Source organism: Spongiactinospora sp. TRM90649, assembly GCF_029382225.1.
Classification (GTDB): Bacteria; Actinomycetota; Actinomycetes; order Streptosporangiales; family Streptosporangiaceae; genus Spongiactinospora.
Genome location: NZ_JARLTC010000052.1, coordinates 23,088 through 45,595 on the forward strand (window position 1 = coordinate 23,088; position 22,508 = coordinate 45,595).

Below are 22,508 nucleotides of genomic sequence, written 5' to 3' on the forward strand. Positions count from 1 at the left end.
GGGATAGATACATCCCGATAAAGGAGAAGAAGTGTCCTATCCTTTACGGCGTCGGGCCGGGTCCCGGAATCTCTTCCGGGCCCTTGTCGGCCTGCTCGCTATTTTATGTTTATCAATTCCCCAGGTCACGGCACACGCCGCGCCGTACCGTGAACCAGGTAATGACAAGATCTCGAAGGCGGTCCAGGCCGACCTGAAGGACGGCAAGGCCACCTTCCTGGTCCGCCTGAAAGGCGAGGCCGATCTCAGCTCCGCCCGCAGGGCGAACAGCAAGAACGCGAAGGCGAAGGCGGTTTACCAGGCCAAGACGGCGCACGCGAAGAAGTCACAGGCGGGGCTGCGCGAGCTGCTGGCAGAGCGGAAGGCCAAGTACACCCCGTTCTGGATCGTCAACGTGATCAAGGTGACCGCCGACGCGAAACTGGCCGCCGAGATCGCGGCGCGGCCCGAGGTGGCCGGCGTCGACCCCATCGGCAAGGCCGAGCTGCCGAAGCCGCTGCCGGGCACGGCGAAGGCGAAGCTGCACGCGGTCGAGTGGAACATCGACCGGATCAACGCCCCCCGAGTGTGGAACGAGCTGGGCAACCGTGGCGAGGGCGTCGTCGTCGGCCTCATCGACACCGGCGTGGACTTCGAGCATCCGGAACTCGCCGCGCAGTACCGGGGCGCGCTGCCCGACGGACGCGTCGTGCACGATTACAACTGGTTCGATCCCACCTCGGTCTGCGGAGGCGTCACCCCGTGTGACAACGCCGGGCACGGCACCCACGTGACCGGCACCATGGTCGGCAAGAGCGGCATCGGTGTGGCGCCCGCCGCCCGGTGGATCGCCGCCAAGGCATGCCCGGACGACAGCGGGTGCGACACCGACGCCCTGCTGCGGTCCGGTCAGTGGATGCTCGCGCCCACGGACGCGAACGGCGAGAACCCCCGCCCCGACCTCGCCCCCGACATCATCAACAACTCCTGGGGCGGCGAGGGGTTCGATCCCTACTACAAGCCCGTCACCACCGCGTGGGTCGAGGCGGGCATCTTCCCGATGTTCGCCATCGGGAACGAGGGGCCGGGGTGCGGCACCGCCGCCAGTCCCGGGATGTACGAAGAGACCTACGCCGCGAGCGGCTTCGACGTGAACGGCGTGACCCATCCCAGGTTCAGCACCGGCACGGGCGAGAACGGCGAGATCAAGCCCAACATCTCCGCCCCGGGCGTCGACGTGCGCTCCTCGATCCCCGGCGGGGGGTACAACACGATATCGGGCACGTCCATGGCGTCGCCGCACGTGGCCGCCACCGTGGCGCTGATCTGGTCGGCCGCCCCGGCGCTGCGCCGCGACATCGCCGCCACCCGGCAGGTCCTGGACGGCTCGGCCATCGACGTGGCGGACACGAGCTGCGGCGGCACCGCCGCGGACAACAACGTCTACGGCGAAGGCCGGCTGGACGCCTACGCCGCCGTCCAGGCCGCACCCGACCAGGCGCTCGGCACGCTCGCCGGCACGATCACCTCGGGCGGCGAGCCGCTACCCCGGGCCGAGGTGAAGGTCACCGGCCCGCTCACCCGCGAGGCGGCCACCGGCACGGACGGCACCTACTCGATCGTGCGCCTCCCGGTGGGCCAGTACGAGGTCACCGTGTCCAGGTTCGGCTACGACAGCGAGGTCAGGACCGTGACCGTGAACGACGGGCAGACCACGACCGTCGACGCCGCTCTGACCAGGCGCCCGCACAGCGTCATCTCCGGAACGATCACGGCCGGAGGCGGAACCGAGGCAGGTGCGACGGTCGAGCTGGCCGGTACACCGGCCAGGGCCGTCACCGACGCGGCCGGGCACTACCAGATGACGATTCCGCACGGCTCCCACCAACTGAAGGTCACCGCGGCCACCCGCTGCACCGACCCCGTCACCGAGCAGATCACCGTGACCGGGGACCTCAGCAGGGACGCCGACCTGCCGCAGCGCCATGACCGGTTCGGCTACACCTGTAAGGGCGGCACAGAGCCGTTCGTGGCGGGGACCGAACCGCTGGACCTGGCCGACAACGGCTACGCCAAGGAGGTGACGATGCCGTTCGCGGTGCCGCTCTACGGCTCGGCCTCATCCCGGATCTGGATCGGCGCCAAGGGCTACGCGGCGTTCGAGGAGCCCGATTCCATCTTTTCCAACGATCCCCTGCCCAGCGTCTACCCGCCCGATCTGGCCATCTATCCCTTCTGGGATGAGATGTACTTCGATGAGCAGTCCAGTGTCCACACCGCCACGGTCGGCACGGCTCCCCATCGGGCCTTCGTGATCGAGTGGCGGAACATCGCCAAGTCGGACGCCGTACACCTCACCTTCTCCGCGTTGCTCGGTGAGGACGGCACGATCAGCTTCCGTTACAAGGACGCCGGAGAGATCCGGCTGGACCTGGGGCGTTCCGCGACCATCGGCATCGAGAACGCGGACAGCACCGACGCGTTGCAGTACTCGTACAACACCGCGGCGATCCGCGGCGGGCAGAGCCTGACGTTCACCGCCGCCCAGCACGGGCTGGTCACCGGGACCGTCACCGACGCCAACGACGGCGAACCGGTGGTGGGTTCGACGGTCAAGGTCGGCCAGGCCGCGACCGTGACCACCGGGGCGGACGGGACCTTCGTCGGCCAGGTCCCGGCCGGGAACCACACGGTGGAGATCTCCAAGGAGCACTACACCACGGCCACCGAGCCGGTCACCGTCGCCGCGCGGGCCACGGCCGGGATCGGCACCGTCGCCCTGGCCACCGGTCACGTGACCACGTCGCTCAACGGGCTGACCGTGTTCGCCCCGGCGGGCGCCACCAGGCAGGGCACCGTCCCGCTCACCAACGCCGGCTCGCCCGCCGACTACACGGTGACCCCCGAGGCGGACCAGCCCGGCTGGCTGAGCGTCTCGCCCACCACCGGGCGGCTGGCCAAGAACCAGTCGGTGACGCTGACCGTCACCGTCTCCGCCGCGGGCCTGCAGCCGGGCGAGGAGCGCTCGGGCAAGCTGGTCATCCGCTCGGCCAGCGGCCGGAAGCCGGTGACCGAGGTCGACGTCTCGGTGGTGGTGCCGAGATAACGTCCCTCCACGGCCCCCGGACCGGTCGTGCACCGGTCCGGGGGCCCGGGGAGGCGGGTCAGCCGAGCAGGCCCTCCCAGAAGGCGAGGTTGTGCTCGGCGCGCCGATCGAAGGAGCCGATGCCCTGCGGGCCGAGGTCCAGCCTCTGCACGTAGGGCGAAGCGCCGGCCGCGTCCACCCTTGGCCAGGCGGGCAGGCCGAATCGGTTCGGGTCGCCCGTGGCGGCGAACCGGGCCCAGTAGGCGATCATGGTGTCGCCCAGCTCCCGCTGCGCGGTGGTCAGCGGCGCGGTGGTCCACGTGACCCCGAACAGGAACGACAGCTCAGAGCCGTGCGAGGCCAGCGGCCGCACGTCGGGGGCGAACGGGAAGAGCTGCGGCGCGGTCCGGTCGGTGAACTCGTAGGCGTAGACCGGCGACTGCCGCCCGAACAGCCGATCGCTCTGGTTGGCGGTGAGCGCCCAGTCCAGGTCGCCGATCAGGGCCGCCGCGGCCTGGACGGGAGCGGGGTAGGCACTCGCCGGGTACTCCGCCTCGATGGCCGCCGCGTGCTCGCCGAAGATCCCGGCGAGGCCGTCGCGGTACTGCTGCTCGGTCATCCCGCCGAAGAACAGGGAGGCGAACATGGTGCCCTCGTCCCTGACGATGCCGGTCATCATCGGCACCCGGTGGAAGCGTCCTTCGGCGAACACCTGGTCGGGGTTCTCCGGCAGCACCGGCGTGCCGTAGGCGGGGAGCGCCAGCGGTTCCATGGCCAGCAGGTCGGCGGTGGACTTGGCGCGCATGCACGTCACGGCGGTGGCCGCGTCGGTGCACCCGGCCGCGGCGGCCAGGGCCGAGCCGTGCGCGTCGTGCGCGGCGCGCGGCACCCAGACCGGCACCTCCAGGGCGCGGGTCAGGCCGCCCGCCGCCGGGCCGCCGACCCAGCAGTTGCCGCTCTGCGTGATGACCCGCTGGAAGAGCCCGGTCGCGGCGGGAGAGGCGAGCAGCGCGCACGCCGTCTGGGCGCCCGACGACTCGCCGAACAGGGTGACGTTGCGGGGATCGCCGCCGAAGGCGGCGGCGTTGCGCTTCACCCAGCGCAGCGCGGCGACCTGGTCCTCAAGGCCGAACGACCCGGCGTCCGGCAGGCCGGGCAGGCCGAAGAAGCCGAAGATCCCCAGCCGGTAGTTGACGGTGACCACGATGACGTCGCCGCGCGCGGCCAGGCGGCGCGGTTCGTAGTCGCTGCCCGCGCCCTTGAGCAGGGTGCCGCCGTGCAGCCAGACCATGACCGGCTTGGGCCGGTCGTATGGAGAGGGCCGGGGCGTCGTCACGCTGACGTAGAGGCAGTCCTCGCTGTCGCTGGCCGGCAGGCCCCAGACGTCGGTGGTCTGCGCGCAGCGGTCTCCGGGCACGGTGGCGTCTCTGACGCCGGTCCATGGTTGCACCGGCTGCGGTGAGCGCCACCTGTTGGCGCCCACCGGTGGGGCGGCGAACGGGATGCCGGAGAACACCCTGTGATCGGCCCCCGCCGTTCCCCTGACCCATCCGGACTCGATGCGTACCGTTCGTGTGTCGTACGCCTGTGCCGGACTAGTGGTCCCCACGATGGCGCCCGCGAGCAGCGCCACCACCATTATCGTTCGTAACAACATGGGGCGGACCGTAGAGCATGATCGTCCGTTTTACACTCTATTTCGCGAAACTGCGTAATCATCCGGTTGAAACCGCGACCCGACCCCGAGACACCCGCGATCGCCCTTGTCAGAGGGCCGTGCGGGGGTACGATCTCGGCACCTGACCTCCCCGGCCGCACCGCCCGTCGGGGTCCGCGCCGGGGAGGCGAGAACGGAGGGAGGGCGTCATCGTGGCCGCCATCACCGAAATCGACCTGACGCGGATCGGGGCCGTCGTCTTCGACGCCGACGGCGTCATCACGGACACCGCGCGGGTGCACGCCGCCGCCTGGAAGCGGGCGTTCGACCCGTTCCTGCGGGGGCGCTCCGAAGAGCCATTCGACATCAAGGCCGACTACCTGCGCCATGTCGACGGCAGGCCGCGCCTCGACGGCGTGCGGACCTTCCTGGCGTCCCGGGAGATCACGCTGCCCGAGGGAGGCCCGGACGACGAAGAGGGCGCGCCCACCGTCCACGGGCTGGGCAAGGCAAAGGACGCGCTGTTCGTGGCCCAGGTCGCCCGCTACGGCGTGGCCGCGTTCCCGTCCGCCGTGGCCCTGGTGCGCGAGCTGCGCCGCCGCGGGTGCCGCACCGCCGTCGTGTCGGCCAGCCGGCACTGCCGCACCACGATCACCTCCGCGGGCCTGTCCGACCTCTTCGACGCGGTGGTGGACGGCAACGACGCCGCCGCCCTGGGGCTGGCCGGCATGCCCGATCCCGCGCTGTTCACCGAGGCCGCCCGCCGTCTGGGCGCGCCCCCGGCGCGGACCGCGGTGGTGGACGACGCGCCGACCGGCATCGAGGCGGGCCGCCGGGGCGCCTTCGCCCTCGTCATCGGCGTCGGCCGCGCCGACGCCCTGAGCGGCAGCGCCCCCGACCTCACGGTCGGCGACCTGTCCGCCCTGACCCTCCGCGGCCGGGTGCCCGCCACCGCCCGCTGAACCCGCCGGCGTCAGCCTTCCGGGTCGACGGCTTCGCGGTCGACCCAGAAGGGGCTGAGGGCCTCGCGGATCTCCTCGGCGCCCAGTTTCTCCAGCAGTTCTATGGCGCCCATGTTGTCCAGGAGCTGTTCCATCTTGCTGGTGCCGAACAGCACACTGCTGATGTTCGGGTGGGTCATGCTGTAGGCGATGCACAGCCGGGCCGGGGTGGTCTTCAGGCGCCCGGCGACCACCGCGATGCCCTCGTACGCCTCCATGACGTCGGCGCGCACGTCGCCCGGGTCGTTGCCGATGGGGCGGGTCGGCGTCAGCCGTCCGGCCAGGATGCCGCCCTCCAGGGCGGAGGACGCCTGAAGGGTGATGCCGGAGGCGAAGAGCTCCCGGTACGGCTCGCCCTCCGCGACCGAGCGGCGGCACGGGCTGTACATGAACTGCGCGACCTGCGGCCCCTTGGATCCGGCGGCCTGCGAGAGTGCGCGGACCTCCCTGATCGAGGTGGCGGGCCACTCGTTGACGCCCCAGCAGCCGATCAGGCCCTCGGCCTCGAGCGCCGCCATCTCCTCCGCGATGTGGCTTATCCGCCCCCTGCTCAGCCGGACGTCGCCGAGCACGGCGATGTCGGCGCGGTCGGTGCCCGCGCGGAACAGGGCGTTCTCCAACTGGGCGCGCAGGGAGATCTCGGGGTAGTCCTCCAGCCAGAGCTTCACCGATAGCAGGTACTCGTGGCGGGCGATCCCGGCGGCGCGCACGATCGCCGAGAACAGGACGTCGGTGTAAGCCTTCGGGTAACCCTCGAAGCCGTAGACCGCGACGTCGAACAGGTTGACGCCCCTGTCGACCGCGTACCGGATCATGGCCACCGCGTCGGTGAAGTCCATCCGGTCGTAGATGTGCCAGGACCCCATCGACAGCACAGAGCACACTGGACCGTGCGTCCCGATGCGGCGGGTCGGAATCTTGGTGCTCATCTGGTTCCCGTTCGTCACATGATCAAGGAAGTCGTGGCTGGACCACGGCCTTGACCTGCTCCAGACGCGACATCCCGGCCAGCGCGTCTGACGCACCACCGAGACCTACGGGTTCGCTGAACAGCTCGTCCCAGGTGAAACAGGAACGGAAGCCGCGCAGGAACTCGATCGCCCGATGGTAGTCGGATATATCACCGTTGAGCGAGCCCAGCACCGAAAGTTGTTTGCCCATGATCGTACCGAGTGGAACCGGGTCCGGGCGAGGCCCCGTGGTCCCGACGATCACGAATTGGCCGCCCCAGGCCGCCATCTCGACGGCCTCCGCGCCGACGCCCGGCGCTCCGGCCATGTCCAGGACAAGGTCCGCGCCCCGGCCGTCGGTCGCGGCCAGCACCTCGGCGACGCGGTCGCCGGGCTCGCCGGCCAGGCCGATCGTGACGTCGGCGCCGAACCTGGCCGCCAGTTCCAGCCGCTCGGCGGGCGCACCGATGGTGACGACGACGCCCGCTCCGGCGGAGCAGGCGATCGCGGTGGCCACCAGGCCGAGCGCCCCGGCGCCCTGGACCACGACGTTCGCCCCCGGGCGTACGCCGCCCGCCCGGTCGAACGCGTGCACGACGGTCTTCACCGCGCACCCGGCCGCCGCGGCCCAGGTGTCGGGGACATCGTCGGGCAGCAGCAGCTTCTGCGCGGTCGCGGGCACGTAGGCGTGCTCCGCGAGACCGCCGGTCGCGTACGGCCAGGCGTCGGCCCGCTGCCGGAAACCGTACCCCCGGTTGGAGCAGGCCACCGGCTCGCGCAGCACGGTGCACCCGTGACAGTGGCCGCAGGTGGACTCCGACCAGCCGATCCGGTCGCCGACCTGGACCGGCCTGCCGAGGGCGTCCTTGGTGCCCTCGCCGACCGCGATCACCCGGCCCGCCATCTCGTGCCCGAGGACCATCGGGAGCATGCCGGGGAACGACATGGCCCCGCTCCACAGGTGCACGTCGGTGGCGCACAGGGTGGCGCAGGTCATCTCGACGACCACCGCCCCCGGCTCGCAACTCGCCGGGAGCGGCAGCTCCTCGATGACCAGCGGTTCTCCGTGGGTACGCAGCACCGCCGCCCGCGTCGAGGAGGGGATCGTCATACGCTGTGCTCCAATCGTCATCTCGCCGTGGCGGTGTCCCAGACCTCATGCCTGCTGCGCCACCACAACAGCGCGAGCATCACGAGGAAGGGCAGCACGCCGCGGTACTGCTGGACCGCCTCAAGCGAGGCGGTGACGCCTTCCAGGCAACCGAGCAGCAGGCCGCCCGCGAGGGTCAGCCACAGGCTGTGGAACGCCCCGACCATGGCGACCGCCAGGGCCGTGGTGACCAGGTTGCCCAGGGTGGAGAAGTCGCCGCCGAGGCGCGGGGCCACCATCACGATCACCAGCGTGGTGAGCGCGCCGATGCCGACCCACACGCCCAGGGCGAGCCTGGGCGCGGGGACGCCCACGACCTCGGCCGTGGACGGCCGCTCGGAGATGGCCTGCAGCTTCAGCCCGACCCTGGTACGGCCGAGCAGCAGCCCCACACCGACGGTGATCAGCACCGCCAGCGACAGCGAGACCAGCGCGGCCTGCGGCACCACCACGTCGCCCAGCGTGAACGCCGGCGCGTCGAACGGCTGGGGGAAGCGCCGCGCCCCCGTGGTGACGTTGCCGAACAAGCGCAGGCCGAGCGCCATCAGCGCCACGTAGACCGCGACGGTGACGGCGGCCTTGGTGCGCGGTGCGTGGCCGCCGAACCATCGGATCAGCCCCGCCCCGAGCAGGCCGGACAACAGTCCGCCCGCCAGGGCCCCGCCCACCAGGGCGACCCACACGTTCACGCCCGCGTCGGTCAGCGAGGCCATCGAGAAGGCCCCCATCGCCCCGACCGCCGCCATGGCGAAGTTCACCACGGCGGCCAGCCGGTAGGTCAGCACGATGGACAACCCGAGCAGCGCGTAGACGCCGCCGCTGCTCAGACCGGCCACCACGGAGTTGACCATGTGCGCCCCTCAGCTCCTAGTTCTTCTTGCCGGGCACGATGAACCCCTCGGGCAGCACCTTCCACGCCCCGGCCTCGGCCTTGACGAAACGGCTTCCCTCGATCGGGTTGTGCGCCTGCCCTGGACCGAAGACGTAAGGCGTGCCGACCATCGGGTACTCGATCGGCTTCATCGTCTTGAACGCCTGGGTCACGGACTCGCGGTTGATCTCGCCCTTGATGGTCTTGAGGACCTGGACGAACACGTCGGCGGCCATCACCCCGCCCTGGCTGAACGCGGTCTTCTGGATCTTGTTCTTGTCGATGATCTGCGACCAGCGGTCGTTGCCGGGCAGCGTCTCGTCGGTGTACGGCTGCCACTCGGTGCCGACGTAGGCGCTCATGTCATCCGGGATGACCTTGGCGTTGGCGTCGGTGTAGCTGTTCGCCATCATGATGAAGTCGACGCTCTGCATGCCCTGCGTCTTGGCCTGGGTGAACCATGGACCGACCTGGGCGTTGTAGATGACCGCCTGGCACCCGGCCGACTTCAGCTTGACCAGGTAGGGGGTCGGGTCGCCCTGGCCCACCGAGGTGTCCTTGACGGTGAGGGACTTGCCGGTGAGGTCCGACCACTCCTTGATGGCCGCGTCGATGCCGCCGCCGCTGCCCGGCAGCACGGTGAAGGCCATGCAGACCTTCTCGTGCTTGAGGGTCTCGGAGGCGTAGTAGAGCAGCGCGGTCAGCAGCTTGAACGGCCCGGGGTTCACCGGGGCGATGTTCGGGCTGGTGAAGCAGGCCGGGTCCACTCCCACCGCCGGGATGGACACGATGTTGTTCTTGCCGTAGGTGCCGCGGTTGAGGCCGCAGTCCACGGCGCTCGACGAGCCGACCAGCGCTACGACTCCCTCGGAGTCGATGAGGTCGCGGGCCACCTCGGTGGTCCGCTGCGGGTTCATGGCGTCGTCCTTGGAGATCAGTTCGAGCTTCCGCCCGTTGATCCCTCCGGCCGCGTTCACCTCCTCGAACACGGCCTTGACGGCGGGCCCCACCTCGGGGGTCTGGAAGAGACCGGTCACGCCGTTGATCGATCCGACCTTGATCGGCCCATCGGCCGAGGACGAACCGGAGCAGGCGGATACTCCTAATGCCAGAACTGCGACCAGACCGGCCACGTATGCGTGCTTCATGCTGCCACTTCCTACGCTGGAAAAACTTATGGCTGGACAGGGCCGGTCGGGAGGAGCGGGACGTCCGCCGTACCGAGGTAGGCGTCCCTGACGGCCGGATTCTCCAGCACGTCGTGCGTCGGCCCCGACGCGATGACGTGCCCGAAGTCGAGGACGGTCACCTGCGCGCAGGCGGCCCGAACGAGTTGCATGTCGTGCTCCACCAACAGGATCGACACGCCGAACCGGGAGGGCACCTCGGCGAGCCTGCGGCCGAACTCCATGGACTCGTCCATGGACTGTCCGGCGGCCGGCTCGTCCAGCAGGGCGACCTTGGGCCGGGCGGCGATGGCCGCGGCCACGTCGAGCAGCCTGCGGGTGCCCACGTCGACGATGGAGACCGGCACGTCACCGGGGGGGCAGCCGAAGAACCGCAGCAGTTCCTCGGCCTCCGCCCTGCCCAGCCGCCGTCCAGCGCTGATCGCCAGGTACTCGTACTGGGTCAGCTCGGGGGCGATGGCCGTGGTCTGGAAGGTGCGCCGCAGCCCGTGGCGGGCCCGGACGCTCGGGCTGAGCCGGTCGAGGGACCTGCCGTCCAGCTCGACGGTGCCCTGGTAGCCGGCCAGGAAGCCGGTGACCGCGGAGATGAGGGTGGACTTGCCCGCGCCGTTGGGGCCGATCAGCCCGACGACGCTCGCCGACGGCACGGTGATGTTCACGCCGTCCAGCGCCACCACCTCGCCGAACCGCACGCCCAGCCCGCGGATCGCCAGCAGGTCCTCACGCCGCTCCGCGGCAGGAGGGGGCGGGGCTTCGGACTCCGTCGCCTTGGTCTTCGCCGGAAGCGGCGGCGGTGACGCCAGCAGCTTCCGCGCCTCCCGCTCGCGCTTCCTGATCCGGGTGAAGTCCGTCTGGCTGACCCCGCTGCGCAATGCGAAGATCGCCATTACGCCGAACAGTATGCCCCCGAGGTCCTGCGGCAGCGCCAGCCGCTCCAGGATCGTGGCCATGATGGCGCCGAAGATGCCGCCGATCACGGCGCCCTCCGGGTGGTGCGGGCCGATGAGCACCGCGACCGCGAACAGCGCGAGCGACTGCATCATGGCGAAGTTGCTCGCCGTGACCTGGCCGAACTGCCCGGCCATCAGGCCGCCGCCGATGCCCGCGATGAACGCGCTGATCGCGAACGCGGCCAGCTTGCTGCGGGCGACCGAGATGCCGTGCGAGGCGGCGACCATCTCGGAGTGCCGCAGTTCCACCCAGGACATGCCGAGCCTGGTCCGGTTGAACAGGGCGAGCCCGATCGTGATGAGCACGAACACGATCATGACCAGCACGAAGTAGGCGGCGTCGGAGCTGAACAGGTCCGGCCGCTCCACGATCTTCAGCTCGTTGGTGCCGGGGAACTGGTTGGCGTTGAGCACGATGTCGGTGGACACCGCGAAGCCGAGCGTGACCACGGCGAGGTTGACGCCGCGGATGCGCAGCGCGGGCAGGCCGATCGCCACGCCCACCGGCACCGCGGCCAGCCCGCCGAGGAGCAGCCAGAGCAGCATGCCGCCGGGGGCGTCGGCGAGGTTGAGCCGGAGCACGACCCACGCGCCGATCGCGGCGAACGACATCTGACAGAGGGACATCACCCCGGCCCTGCCGACGATGACGCCGAAGCTCTGCATGAGCACGGCGCTCACCGCGGCGCTGACCGCCAGGTACATCCAGTAGGAGGGCAGCACCGCGGGCAGGACCACACACGCGGCAACGGCCGCGCCCAGCCCCAGCGCCCAGGGACGGGTCGCGCTCGTCGTCACCGTGCCTCGCCTTCCACCATGGCCTTGTCGCCGGCCGTGTCATCGTCGTCGGCGGGCGCCTCGACGCCGCCGAAGTAGTGCTCGTGCAGGAGGTCCTCGTCGCCGAGCAGGTCGGCACAGGGGCCCTCGAAGACCACCTGTCCCTTGCGCAGCACGTAGGCGCGGGCGCCGATCTCCAGTGCCAGGTTGGCGAACTGCTCGACCAGCAGGATCGCGATGCCCAGCGAGGTCAGCTCGCCGACCGCCGTCATCAGGCGGCGCACCACCACCGGCGCGAGCCCGAGGGACATCTCGTCGATGAGCAGCACCTTGGGGCCGGAGATCAGCGCGCGGGCCAGGACGAGCATCTGCTGCTCGCCGCCGGACAGGTGCCCGGCGCCCAGCGTGCGCCGCCGCTCCAGCTCGGGGAAGAGCCGGTACGCGGTGCCGAGGTCGCCGCTGCCGTTGTCGGCCACGAGCAGGTTCTGCTCGACCGTAAGAGTCTTGAAGACCGTGCGGGACTGCTCGGCGTAGCCGAGCCCGGCCTTGGTGCGGCGGTACGTCGGCAGACCCGACAGCGCGGTGCCCGCGAGGGTGATGGAACCCGCGGTGGTCTTCGCGAGCCCGGCGATGCCGTCGAGCAGCGTGGTCTTGCCCGCGCCGTTGGCGCCGAGCAGCACGGTGACGGCGTCGGGCTGTACCCCGATCGTGACGTCGTGGATGACCGGCACGTCACCACGGGTGACGCTGATCCCGCTTACCGCGAGGATGTCCTCGGTCATCAGTGGCCCTCGCTTCGGGCGGAGGCGAGAGGACTCCGATCGGTGATGCGCCACGCCTCGGGGTGCAGGGGCATCGTCACCTCCGACTGCCCGGTGCCTTTTGTTCAGGCACAAATCGTATCTGATTCCATGTACGTTATGCGTAGGGAAACGGGGGTGTCCAGAGCGGAGGCCAAGATGTCACGAATGGGTTCCTGGGCTGACCTCGACTCGGCGGATCTTGTCATGACCGGCGGCACGGTGCATACCGTCGACTCCGCCGATCAGATCGCCGAGGCCATAGCGGTCACCGCCGGACGGGTCGCGCGAGTGGGTACCGACGAGGAGGTGACCTGCCTCATCGGACCCCGCACACGCGTGGTGCGGCTGGGCGGGCGGTCGGTGCTCCCCGGCATCAACGACTCCCACCTGCACGGTACATGGCTAGGGCAGATGTGGCCCAGCCTGTTGATCGACCAATTGATCGCCCCTCCCTCCGCCGACGCGCCCGCCAGGCGGGTGCGCCTGGAGACCTCCGCCCAGCGACGGGCGGCGATCCTGCGAGCATGCCAGCTTCTGGCGCCGCTCGGGGTCACGAGTTATACCGAACCGGGACTCGGTCCGGGAGAGGACGAGGGCCAGAGCGGCTGCTTCGGCTCGGCCGTGCTGAGCGACTACGCCGACCTCGCCGCCGAGGGCAGGCTGAACGCCCGGGTCACGGCCCTGATGCTCTTCGGCGAACTGGACGGCCCGAGCTCACTTCCGGTGTTCCTGACCGGATTGGGCGGCTTCACCCCACCGGGGGACATCCCGGGATGGTTCCACGTGTCCGGCGTGAAGATCTTCGCCGACGGCATCCCGCCGCTGGGCACGGCCTGGACCGACGAGCCGTACACCGGCGGGGGCCACGGCGGCCTGCTGATCGAGGGCAAGACGGACGAGGACCGCGAGGCCGCTCTGGTCGCCATGATCGGGGCGGCGCGGGCCGCCGGGCACCAGGTCGGCGTGCACGCCACCGGCAGCCGCACCACGCGGGTGGTGGTGGGCGCCCTGGCCGCGCCCGGCGGGGGCCAGCGGCACTACGTCATCCACGGCGACCTGATCCATCCCGAGACGCTCGCCAGGATGGCCGCCGCCGGGATCGGGCTCAACACCCAGCCGGGACTCGTGAACGCGGCCGGGGGGATGCTGAAGGAGGCGCTGGGCGAGACCGTGATGGAGCACGCCTGGCCGGTGGGCGACGCGCTGGAGGCGCGCGTGCCGCTCTGTCTCAGCTCCGACGCGCCGGTGCTCACCCCCGACTGGCGGCAGGGCGTCGCCGCCGCGATGACCCGGCCCGAGCAGCGGCTCACGTTCGCCCAGGCGCTGCGCGGCTATACGATGACGCCGGCCTGGCAGGACGGGGCGGACTCGTGGAAGGGCTCGCTGGAAGACGGTAAGGTCGCCGATCTGTGCGTCCTGGAAACGAACCTGGCGGAGACCGAACCCGAGGCGCTGCCCCAGGTTCCGGTCTCGCTGACCATGGTGGACGGACGGATCGTGCACGAGCTGTGAGCCGGCCGATCCGCCCGGCTCGCCACCGGGTGGGCTCAGGCTCCCGTGCCGGGGGCATCGGTCCCCCAGGACGCCTCGGGGGCCACCACGTCACGGTCGATCCACAGCTCGTCCACCGCGTCGCGCAGTTCGCCGCCGTGCCGGGCGAGCAGGTCCAGCGCGCCCAGGTTGTCCTCGAACTGCTCGCGGCGGCTGACTCCGACCAGGACGCTCGCCGCGGCCGGGTGCGTCAGGCAGAACGCGACGGCGACCTGCGCCGGGGTCGCGCCGAAGCCGTCGGCGATCCGCTTCAGCTCAGGGTAGGACTCGCGGATACGGTCCCTGATGCCGCCGGGGTCGGCGCCGATCTTGCGCTCGGGGTGCAGGCGCCCGGCCAGGATGCCGCCCTCAAGCACGTCGGACGCCTGCAGGCCGAGGCCGTCGGCGAACATCCGGCCGTACGGCTCGCCGTCCGGCACCGAGCGCCGCGCGACGCTGTACTTGAGCTGCGCGAAGGCCGGTGCGACCAGGCCCTCCTCGCGCGCGAACCGGATCGCCAGCGAGAGGTCGGCGGCCGACCAGTTGTTCACGCCCCAGGTCTCGAACAGGCCCGCCTCGATCAGCTCGGCCACGTCGGAGACCACGCGGCGTACGTCGAGGTCGCCGACGAAGTCACCGGCCACGACCATGTCGGCCCGGTCGGTGCCGATCCGGTCGAGCGACACCTTCAACGCGTCGCCGAGCGAGGAGCCCGGGTAGTCCCACAGCCAGAGCTTGCCGCAGAGCTGGTAGTCCTCGCGGCGCACCCCTGCCTCGGTCACGACCTGGCCGAAGATCACGTCGGTCCGCGCGCCCTCGGCGTGCGGGCCGAAGTTGTAGTGGGCGACGTCGAAGAAGTTCACCCCGCGATCGACGGCGGCGCGCACGAGTTCGACGGCGTCCGCCCGGTCCATCCGGTCCCAGGTGTTCCACGAACCGAGTCCGAGGACCGGCACCGTGGGCCCGTCCGCGCCCAGCCCACGGCGGGGCACCTGCCCTGTGAGTTCCACAGCCACCTCCGGGATGACGATCGACCGCTGACGGAATACAGTAAATCGTATACCATCTCAAATATTTTCCACCCCGGGCGCACTCAGGAGTCGAGTAGATGCCTTCCCAATCAGAGTCCGAGACGTCGGCGGCGACCTCCGGGATCGACACGATCGCCACGGTGGCCACCGGCTACATGGCGGCCAAACAGCTCTTCACGGCGGCCGAGGCCGGTCTGTTCGCCGCGCTCGCCGAAGGACCCGCGACGGCCGCCCAGATCGCCGCGCGGACCGGCCTGCCCGAGCGGACCACGCGGATCCTCGCCGACACCATGACCTCACTCGACCTGCTCACCCGCGCCGACGGCCGCTACGAGAACGCCGCCGCCACCGCCCGTCACCTCGCGGGGGCCGGTGACGACGTGGACCTGAGGCCGTGGCTGGCGTTCCTCGACCGGATCAGCTACTCGCACTGGCTGCGCTTCGGCGAGACGGCCCGCACCGACGGCCCGATGCCGCTCGACCTGGGCGGCGACCGGATGGGCGCGTTCATGTCCGGCGTCATGACCTACAACGCGCTGCACGCCAAGGTGCTCGCCCAGACCTACGACTTCACCCGGCACTCCAAGGTGCTCGACTTCGGCGGCCTCTCCGCATCGTTCCTGATCGAGGCGCTGCGCTCCGCCCCCGGGCTGACCGGCGTCTTCTTCTCCGGCGGCGACCTCGCCGAGTTCGCCCGCAAGGCGCTGGCCGAGGCCGGCGGCCAGGCGGAGGTGGTGGCCGGCGACGTGCTCGACGGCCCGGTCCCCGACGGCTTCGACCTGGTGCTGCTGGAGCACGTCGCGCACCGGTACTCCCCCGAGGAGAACCGGCGCATCCTGGAGCGCGCCAGGACGGCGGCCACCCCGGACGCCACGCTGCTGCTGCTCGACTACTTCCTGGACGACGAGCCCAGGCAGCGGGCGCTGGACGCCCTGCACGCGGGCGAGTACCTGGTGATCGACGGCACGGTGGTCTATCCGCGTGAGGAGGTCACCGGCTGGCTGCGCGACGCCGGCTGGGAGCCGGTCGAGACGCTGACGCTCGCTGGTTCGCCGCGAGTGATTGTGGCGAGGGCACGATGAACGAGGTTGTGAGGGGTTCCATGGACGGCAGGATCACGCTGGTCACCGGCGCGGCGAGCGGTATCGGCAGAGCGGTCGCGGAGGCGTTCGCCGCGGCGGGCGAGCGGGTCGTGGTGGCCGACATCGCGGCCGAGGCGGCGGAGAAGGCCGCGGCCTCAATGGGAGCGGCGCTGGCCGTCCGGATGGACGTCAGCGACCCCGACTCCGTCGCCGCGGCCCTGGACGAGGTCGCCGAACGGCTCGGCCAGGTCGAGGTGCTGGTCAACAACGCGGGCTTGGTCGGCGGCGGCGGGCCGCTGGTGACGCTGCCGGTGGAGGTCTTCGACCTGGCCGTGTCGGTCAACCTGCGCGGCACCTTCAACGTGACCCGCGCGGTGGCGCAGCGGATGATCGAGCACACCGTGCGCGGCTGCGTCGTCAACATCAGCTCCATCGGCGCGCGTCAGCCCACCATCGGGCTGGGGCACTACGAGGCCACCAAGGCCGGTGTGGACGCGCTCACCCGCACCGCCGCGCTGGAGCTTGCCCCGCACGGCATCCGGGTCAATGGCGTCGCGCCGGGACCGGTCCACACGCCGATGACGGCCGGACTGATGGACGACCCGGCGGCGCGGCAGATGTGGGAGTCCCGCATCCCGCTGGGCAAGATCGCCGTCACCGGCGACATCACCCCGCTGGTGCAGTTCCTCGCCTCCCCCGCCGCCTCGCACATCACCGGTGCCGTCGTCCAGGTGGACGGCGGGCAGCTCCTCACCTGAGCCCGAACACCTCGAAGGGGCGGGGCCGGTCGGCCCCGCCCCTTCGGCGTGGATCGTGCGGTGTCCCCGGGAACGGTCCCGCGGCTCACCTCATGCGGCGGCCCGGCTCAGTGCGGGCTGCCGACGTGGGCGCTGTGCAGCGCGCTGGCCGTCGCGATCTTGTGGTTGCGGGCCGCCTCCTCGATGTCGGCGGCGGCGGCACGTCCCTCGATGAGGTCGAGCAGCCGCTCGTGCTCCTCGACCGAACGGCGGGCGCGCCCCGGCACGTACGTGAAGGTGGACCTGCGCATGTGGTCGAGCCGCGCCCACTCCGACTCCAGCAGCGCGTTGAGGTGGGCGTCGGGGCAGTGCCGGTACAGCGAGAAGTGGAACTCCCGGTTCAGCGCCGTGAACGAGGAGGGGTCGAACTCCTCAAGCGCCTCGAACATCCTCGCGTTGATCTCCCTGGACTCCCGGACCTGGGTGAGGCCCATCCGGGGCGCGGAGATCGCCGTGGCGTAGCCCTCCAGGCGGGCGAGCACGTTCAGGGTGTGCTCGACCTGGACGGAGTCGAACGCGGCGACCCGCGCGCCGATGTTGCGGATCACCTCGACCAGGCCGTCGGACTGGAGCCGCCGCACCGCCTCGCGCAGCGGGATCGTGCTCACGCCGGTCTCTCTGGCGAGTTGGTCGATGACCAGGCGGTAGCCGGGGCCGTAGGTGCCGTCGAGAATGCGCGAGCGCAGCAGGCTGTAGCTGATCTCGGCTTTCGACCCCTTCGGCCTGGTCTGCTTCCTGGCCGGGGCCGACCTCTTGGTGGTGCTCACCGGCTCCCCCTCGCTCATCTCTGGAGCACCTTCACGACGTTGTCGCGAAAGTCCGGACCCGTCAGGGCCTCGATGTGCCCCCCGGGAACGACGAGGTGTTCGGTGCTCGCCGTAAGTTCGACGATACGCTCGATTCCCTGGCTCATCATGTCGTCGCGCCCGGCGATCAGCACAGGTGGCGTGCGCCCGCCCCAGGTGGCCGGGTCGAAGGGGGTCTCGCGCAGCCCCTCGACGACCACCGCCAGGCCCGGCGCCCGCTCACCCTGGGAGGCGATCATGCCCGCCATCATCGCGGTGAAGGGGTCGGCGGGCTCGCCGCCGCCCGACACCGCCCGGTGCAGCGCCTCGACGTCGACGGCCGTGAACGGCTCGGCCGGGCTCAGCCCGCCGAGCACCACCCGCCCCACCCGTCCGGGGGCCTGCCGGACGACCTCCCAGGCGATCCTCGCGCCCAGCGAGTAGCCGACGATGTCGAACTCCTCGGCCCCCGCGGCGTCGAGCACCGCGAGCACGTCGGCCGCCTGGGCGTCCGCGTGGGCCTCCGCGGCCGACGCGGGCGCCGGGCTGGACCCGTGCCCGCGCAGGTCGGGCACGAGGACCAGGTGCCCGGCCTCGGTCAGGGCGCGGGCGGTGCCCGGCGTGACCCAGTCGTTGTCGCCGTTCGAACAGAAACCATGCAGCAGGATCGCCGTGCGCCCGCCGCCGGGCGGTGCGGGCTCGAACCGCCTGTACGACAACCCCGAACGCTCAGCCATCCAAACTCCCGTGCAATTTCACATATGATTTCTTATCGAGTTGCCATCGTATCCTGCCCCGGCACGGGGAAGTCGACAACCACCTGTCCGGTCCCCGTGGAACCGAAGTAAGGACAGAGCTGCTCGCCGCTGCCCCTGTAGTCGCGCCACCCGAGCAGGCCGAAGAGCATCGCGGTGTCGGCCATCGCGCCCTCGCCCGAGCAGCGCCTGTTGTAGTCCGGCAGCATGTCGAGGAACTCGTCCGCGCGGCCGGTGGTCCACATGTCGAGGACCGCCATGTCCACCTTGCGGTTGATCTCGCTGCTCACGTCGTTCAGCAGCGACTCGGCGACCTCGTTGGCCGGGAACGAGTGCGACAGCGAACCGCTGGCCAGGAACGCCACCTTGCTGTCGCTGTGCCGGATCGCCCGCAGCAGGGCCTCGCCGATCCGGCGGTTCTCGTCGATCGTGGAGTAGATGTTGCAGCCGATCGGCACGACCCGCATGGTGGAGTCCGGGTTCAGGAAGTACATCGGGACCAGCGTGGCGTATTCCAGCCCGAGGTCGCGGTAGGTGTGGACGAGCGCCTTCTGCCCGCCCGCGACGATCTCCTGACGGCACAGCTCCGCCAGGTCGGGATCGCCCGGATAGTCGTACTGCAGGTCGTGGATGAAGTGCGGCAGCTCATGACTGGCGTAGGAGCCGCGATGCCGCTGCCTGCCGTTCAGGTGGAAGCCGATGCTGTTCATCCAGTGCGTGTCGGCGACCAGGAAGGTGTCGGCGCCGCGTTCCCTGGCCCTGCGGCCGATCTCGGTGAGTGCCAGTTCGGCGGGGCGCCGGATGCCGAAGTGCTTGCCGGGCTGGAGGGACAGCCAGATCGACGGGACATGAGTGATCTTCGCTGCCAGGACGAGCTCTCCCATCACACCCCTCCAAGGTGTGTCCAGACGCCCTTGATCTCGGTGTAGGCGTCAATGGCATAGGGTCCCATCTCCCGGCCCCAGCCGCTCGTCTTGTAGCCACCCCAGGTGGTCGCGGCGTCGGGCACGTGCGGCATGTTGATGAAGATCGCGCCCGCGCGGATCTCGGCCGCCAGCCGGTGCGCGGTGGCCAGGTCGCCGGTCCAAATCGACGCGGCGAGGCCGTACTCGGTGGCGTTGGCACGCGCCACCAGCTCGTCGGGGTCGTCGTAGGCGATGACCGGGATGACCGGCCCGAACACCTCCTCCCTGGCGATCGTCATCTCGTCGCCCACGCCCGCGAGGACGGTCGGCTCGTAGAAGTAGCCCTCGGCCAGCTCGCCCTCGGCGCGGCGACCGCCGGTGACCAGCTCGGCGCCCTGCGCACGCGCGCCGCGCACGTGGGTGTCGACGCTGTTCAGGTGCTCCTCGCTGATCAGCGGCCCGAGCCGGGACTCCGGGTCGAGCCCGGAGCCGAGCTTGAGCCCGGACGCGGCGTCGGCCATCTTGGCGGTGAACTCGTCGGCGCGCTTGCGATCGACGTAGAAGCGCGAGTAGGCGGCGCACACCTGGCCGCTGTTGAACAGGGCGCCCTGCACGTTGCCGGCCACCGCGGCGTCGATGTCGGCGTCGGCGGCGATCACGCTGGGGGCCTTGCCGCCCAGCTCAAGGGTGAGCCGCTTGAGGTTGCCCGCGCTCGCGTAGACGAGCGAGCGCCCGACGCGGGTGGAGCCGGTGAAGGAGACCTTGTCCACGTCGTCGTGCACGGCGAGCCCGGCGCCGACGGCGGGGCCGCCGGTCAGCAGGTTGACCACTCCGGGCGGGAAACCGGCGCGTTCCATGAGCTGCACGAGCCGCACCGTGCTCAGCGGGGTCTGCTCGGCGGGCTTGATGATGACGGTGTTACCGCAGGCCAGGGCCGGGGCGAGCTTCCAGGCGGCGATCATCAGCGGGAAGTTCCACGGCGTGATGAGCGCGCACACCCCCACGGGCTCGCGGCGGGTGTAGTGCAGGGTGTCGGGGTACGAGACGGGCAGTACCGATCCTTCGATCTTCGTGCACCATCCGGCGAAGTAGCGGAAGTGCTCTGCCGTCCCGGCGACGGTCACCTCTCGGGCGACCGAGATCGGCTGGCCGTTGTCCCTCGTCTCCAGCAGCGCCAGCTCCGACGCGTGCTCCTCGACGAGGTCGGCGACTCTCCAGAGCAGACGGGCCCTGGCCGCCGGCGACATGCCCGCCCAGGCGGGGTCGCGCAGCGCGGCCCTCGCCGCCGCGACGGCACGGTCCACATCGGCCGTGGACGCCTCCGCGCACTCCGTGATCACCGATCCGTTGGCGGGGTTAACGGTCTTGAACCGTCCTCCGCCCGTAGCCGGAGCCCATAAGCCTCCGACCAGCAAATCCGTCATCGCCAGCCTCCCTTTCCGACGTTCCCCCGACCGGTCGGCCCGCGCGCGACCGCGGACCATGCCCCCTCCCACGTCGACCAGGAGCGCCTCCCGCTAACGGGAGGCGCTCCCCCCCACAGCCGAATCGGCGCAGGGCCGGAGGGCAACCCTTCCCCTCCGGGGCCGTGCCGACCCATACCTGAAATCATGTATGAAGTCAGATATTTTTGTCTATAGCCTGGTTATGCTGCACGAAGTATCATCAACGATGTCCTATATGATCCGAAAGGCATGGGATGGAACATCCGCTGGGCCTCTCACCAGCCAAAATCATCGCGGTCCACCTGAACTACCGCAGCCGCGCGGCCGAACGGGGACGCCTTCCGGCGGGTCCTTCCAACCCGTCATATTTTCTCAAGCCCCCGTCGTCCCTGTCGTGGTCCGGCCGTCCCGTGGTCCGGCCCGCCGGGTGTGAGCTGCTGTCCTTCGAGGGCGAGATCGCCGTCATCATCGGCACGCGCGCGCACCGAGTGCCCCGGGAGCGGGCATTGGGTCACGTGCTGGGCTACGCCGCGGCCAACGACTTCGGCGTCTACGACTTCAAGCACACCGACTCAGGCTCCAACCTCCGGGCCAAGGGCCAGGACGGCTTCACGCCGATCGGGCCGTCCATCGTATGGGCCGCCGACGCCGACCCCGAACGCCTGACCCTGCGCACCTACGTCAACGGCGAGGTGGTCCAGGAGGCGCGCACCGACGAGCTGCTCTTCCCGTTCGACCTGCTGATCGCCGACCTCTCCCGGATGATGACCCTGGAGCCGGGCGACATCATCCTGGCGGGCACCCCGGCGGGCGCGAGCGTGGTGCAGCCCGGCGACGTGGTCGAGGTCGAGCTGGAGAACGCCGGACAGCTGTGCAACAAGATCGTCGAGGACGGCTCGCCGCTGCCGGGATACGGCGCGCAGCCCCAGACCGACGAGAAGACCCGCGCCGCCGCCTACGGCAGCACCCCTCCCCCGCCGGTCCTGCCCGGCGACGTCGCCGCCGCGCTGCGCGAGGTCTCCACGGCCACGCTGTCGTCCCGGCTGCGCGCGCACGGCATCGACAACCACTTCATCGAGGGGGTCCGCCCCGCCCGGCCCGACCTGCGCATGGTGGGCGTGGCGCGGACGCTGCGCTACGTGCCGCTGCGCGAGGACGTGTTCGCCAGGATCGGCGGCGGGATGAACGCCCAGAAGCGGACCATCGAGGAGATCCGGCCGGGCGAGGTCCTGGTGATCGAGGCGCGCGGCGACCACGGCGCGGGCACCCTGGGCGACATCCTCGCCCTGCGTGCGCTTCGCCGGGGCGCGGTCGGCGTGGTCACCGACGGCGGCCTGCGGGACAGCCCGTCGTTCTCGAACCTGGACATGCCTTCCTATTACGGGGTGTCGCACGCATCGGTGCTCGGACGGCGTCACGTCCCCCTGGAGTCCCAGGTACCGGTCGCCTGTGGCGGCGTCCTGGTGATGCCGGGCGACATCCTGGTGGGCGACGCCGAAGGCGTCGTCGTCATCCCGCCGGGGCTGGTGGCCCAGATCGCCGAGGAGGCCACCGCGCAGGAGCGCGAAGAGCGCTTCATCTACCAGCAGGTGGACGGCGGAGCCCCGATCGACGGTCTCTACCCGCTCGGCCCACGCTGGCGGCGGGAGTACGAGCAGTGGAAAGAAGACGAGGAGTGATGCGGGGATGAGGTTCCGTTCGGATCCGGGCACCATACGCGGGTCCATCGCCCCCGTGGTGACCCCGTTCACCGCCGAGGGAGAACTCG

General features: G+C 70.7%; 18 protein-coding genes. 6 read left to right on the plus strand and 12 right to left on the minus strand.

Going from position 1 to position 22,508, the window contains the following annotated elements; translation table 11 throughout:
- The first annotated feature begins 31 nt into the window (after positions 1-31).
- A complete protein-coding gene (locus P3X83_RS40735) occupies positions 32-3,085 on the plus strand; it encodes a S8 family serine peptidase (protein WP_277310780.1) in 3,054 nt (1,017 codons plus the stop codon).
- A gap of 58 nt (positions 3,086-3,143) precedes the next feature.
- Here the strand turns inward: P3X83_RS40735 and P3X83_RS40740 are convergent, their stop codons facing one another.
- Positions 3,144-4,721 carry a carboxylesterase family protein gene (locus P3X83_RS40740; protein WP_277310781.1) on the minus strand — a complete coding sequence of 526 codons (1,578 nt, stop codon included), beginning with the start codon at positions 4,719-4,721 and terminating at the stop codon, positions 3,144-3,146.
- A 212-nt stretch (positions 4,722-4,933) separates the two neighbouring features.
- Between P3X83_RS40740 and P3X83_RS40745 the strand changes: the two genes are divergently transcribed.
- Entirely contained in the window at positions 4,934-5,683 is a 750-nt protein-coding gene (locus P3X83_RS40745; protein ID WP_346742792.1) for an HAD-IA family hydrolase, read from the plus strand.
- Between the two features lie 11 nt (positions 5,684-5,694).
- Here the strand turns inward: P3X83_RS40745 and P3X83_RS40750 are convergent, their stop codons facing one another.
- The 6 genes from P3X83_RS40750 to P3X83_RS40775 are packed head-to-tail and all read right to left on the minus strand — an operon-like array spanning position 5,695 to position 12,389.
- Positions 5,695-6,651 carry an aldo/keto reductase gene (locus tag P3X83_RS40750; RefSeq protein WP_277310783.1) on the minus strand — a complete coding sequence of 319 codons (957 nt, stop codon included), beginning with the start codon at positions 6,649-6,651 and terminating at the stop codon, positions 5,695-5,697.
- A gap of 22 nt (positions 6,652-6,673) precedes the next feature.
- Positions 6,674-7,783: a zinc-binding dehydrogenase gene (locus P3X83_RS40755; RefSeq protein ID WP_277310784.1), complete on the minus strand. Its 1,110-nt coding sequence runs from the start codon at positions 7,781-7,783 to the stop codon at positions 6,674-6,676.
- Positions 7,784-7,800: 17 nt separating this feature from the next.
- Complete coding sequence (locus P3X83_RS40760) at positions 7,801-8,673, minus strand: branched-chain amino acid ABC transporter permease (RefSeq protein ID WP_277310785.1); 873 nt, start codon at positions 8,671-8,673, stop codon at positions 7,801-7,803.
- A gap of 16 nt (positions 8,674-8,689) precedes the next feature.
- A complete protein-coding gene (locus P3X83_RS40765) occupies positions 8,690-9,841 on the minus strand; it encodes an ABC transporter substrate-binding protein (protein WP_277310786.1) in 1,152 nt (383 codons plus the stop codon).
- A 26-nt stretch (positions 9,842-9,867) separates the two neighbouring features.
- Positions 9,868-11,628: an ATP-binding cassette domain-containing protein gene (locus P3X83_RS40770; protein ID WP_277310787.1), complete on the minus strand. Its 1,761-nt coding sequence runs from the start codon at positions 11,626-11,628 to the stop codon at positions 9,868-9,870.
- The gene (locus P3X83_RS40775) at positions 11,625-12,389 is read right to left on the minus strand and encodes an ABC transporter ATP-binding protein (RefSeq protein WP_277310788.1); all 765 of its coding nucleotides are present in this window, start codon (positions 12,387-12,389) and stop codon (positions 11,625-11,627) included. Before P3X83_RS40775 ends, P3X83_RS40770 begins: the two co-directional genes overlap by 4 nt.
- Positions 12,390-12,575: 186 nt before the next feature.
- Here P3X83_RS40775 and P3X83_RS40780 point away from each other — a divergent pair, with 186 nt between their 5' ends.
- A complete protein-coding gene (locus tag P3X83_RS40780) occupies positions 12,576-13,922 on the plus strand; it encodes an amidohydrolase family protein (RefSeq protein WP_277310789.1) in 1,347 nt (448 codons plus the stop codon).
- Between the two features lie 35 nt (positions 13,923-13,957).
- Here P3X83_RS40780 and P3X83_RS40785 read toward each other — a convergent pair whose 3' ends face one another.
- Positions 13,958-14,950: an aldo/keto reductase gene (locus P3X83_RS40785; RefSeq protein WP_277310790.1), complete on the minus strand. Its 993-nt coding sequence runs from the start codon at positions 14,948-14,950 to the stop codon at positions 13,958-13,960.
- A gap of 98 nt (positions 14,951-15,048) precedes the next feature.
- On the opposite strand from P3X83_RS40785, the gene P3X83_RS40790 reads away from it, so the two are divergent.
- Both P3X83_RS40790 and P3X83_RS40795 read left to right on the plus strand, forming a co-directional pair.
- Positions 15,049-16,053, plus strand: a complete 1,005-nt coding sequence (locus P3X83_RS40790) for a methyltransferase dimerization domain-containing protein (RefSeq protein WP_277310792.1) — start codon at positions 15,049-15,051, stop codon at positions 16,051-16,053.
- Positions 16,050-16,811, plus strand: a complete 762-nt coding sequence (locus P3X83_RS40795) for an SDR family NAD(P)-dependent oxidoreductase (RefSeq protein ID WP_277310793.1) — start codon at positions 16,050-16,052, stop codon at positions 16,809-16,811. The genes P3X83_RS40790 and P3X83_RS40795 overlap by 4 nt, the downstream gene beginning before the upstream one ends.
- Before the next feature lie 107 nt (positions 16,812-16,918).
- On the opposite strand, the gene P3X83_RS40800 is transcribed toward P3X83_RS40795, so the two are convergent.
- The 4 genes from P3X83_RS40800 to P3X83_RS40815 are packed head-to-tail and all read right to left on the minus strand — an operon-like array spanning position 16,919 to position 20,779.
- Entirely contained in the window at positions 16,919-17,635 is a 717-nt protein-coding gene (locus P3X83_RS40800) for a GntR family transcriptional regulator (protein ID WP_277310794.1), read from the minus strand.
- Positions 17,632-18,372: an alpha/beta fold hydrolase gene (locus P3X83_RS40805; RefSeq protein WP_277310795.1), complete on the minus strand. Its 741-nt coding sequence runs from the start codon at positions 18,370-18,372 to the stop codon at positions 17,632-17,634. The genes P3X83_RS40800 and P3X83_RS40805 overlap by 4 nt, the downstream gene beginning before the upstream one ends.
- A 32-nt stretch (positions 18,373-18,404) precedes the next feature.
- Complete coding sequence (hpaD, locus tag P3X83_RS40810; RefSeq protein WP_277310796.1) at positions 18,405-19,274, minus strand: 3,4-dihydroxyphenylacetate 2,3-dioxygenase; 870 nt, start codon at positions 19,272-19,274, stop codon at positions 18,405-18,407.
- Positions 19,274-20,779, minus strand: coding sequence for an aldehyde dehydrogenase family protein (locus tag P3X83_RS40815; RefSeq protein ID WP_346742793.1), 1,506 nt, complete (start codon positions 20,777-20,779; stop codon positions 19,274-19,276). Before P3X83_RS40815 ends, hpaD begins: the two co-directional genes overlap by 1 nt.
- Before the next feature lie 215 nt (positions 20,780-20,994).
- Here P3X83_RS40815 and P3X83_RS40820 point away from each other — a divergent pair, with 215 nt between their 5' ends.
- Positions 20,995-22,419: a fumarylacetoacetate hydrolase family protein gene (locus P3X83_RS40820; protein WP_277310798.1), complete on the plus strand. Its 1,425-nt coding sequence runs from the start codon at positions 20,995-20,997 to the stop codon at positions 22,417-22,419.
- The last annotated feature ends 89 nt before the right edge of the window (positions 22,420-22,508 follow it).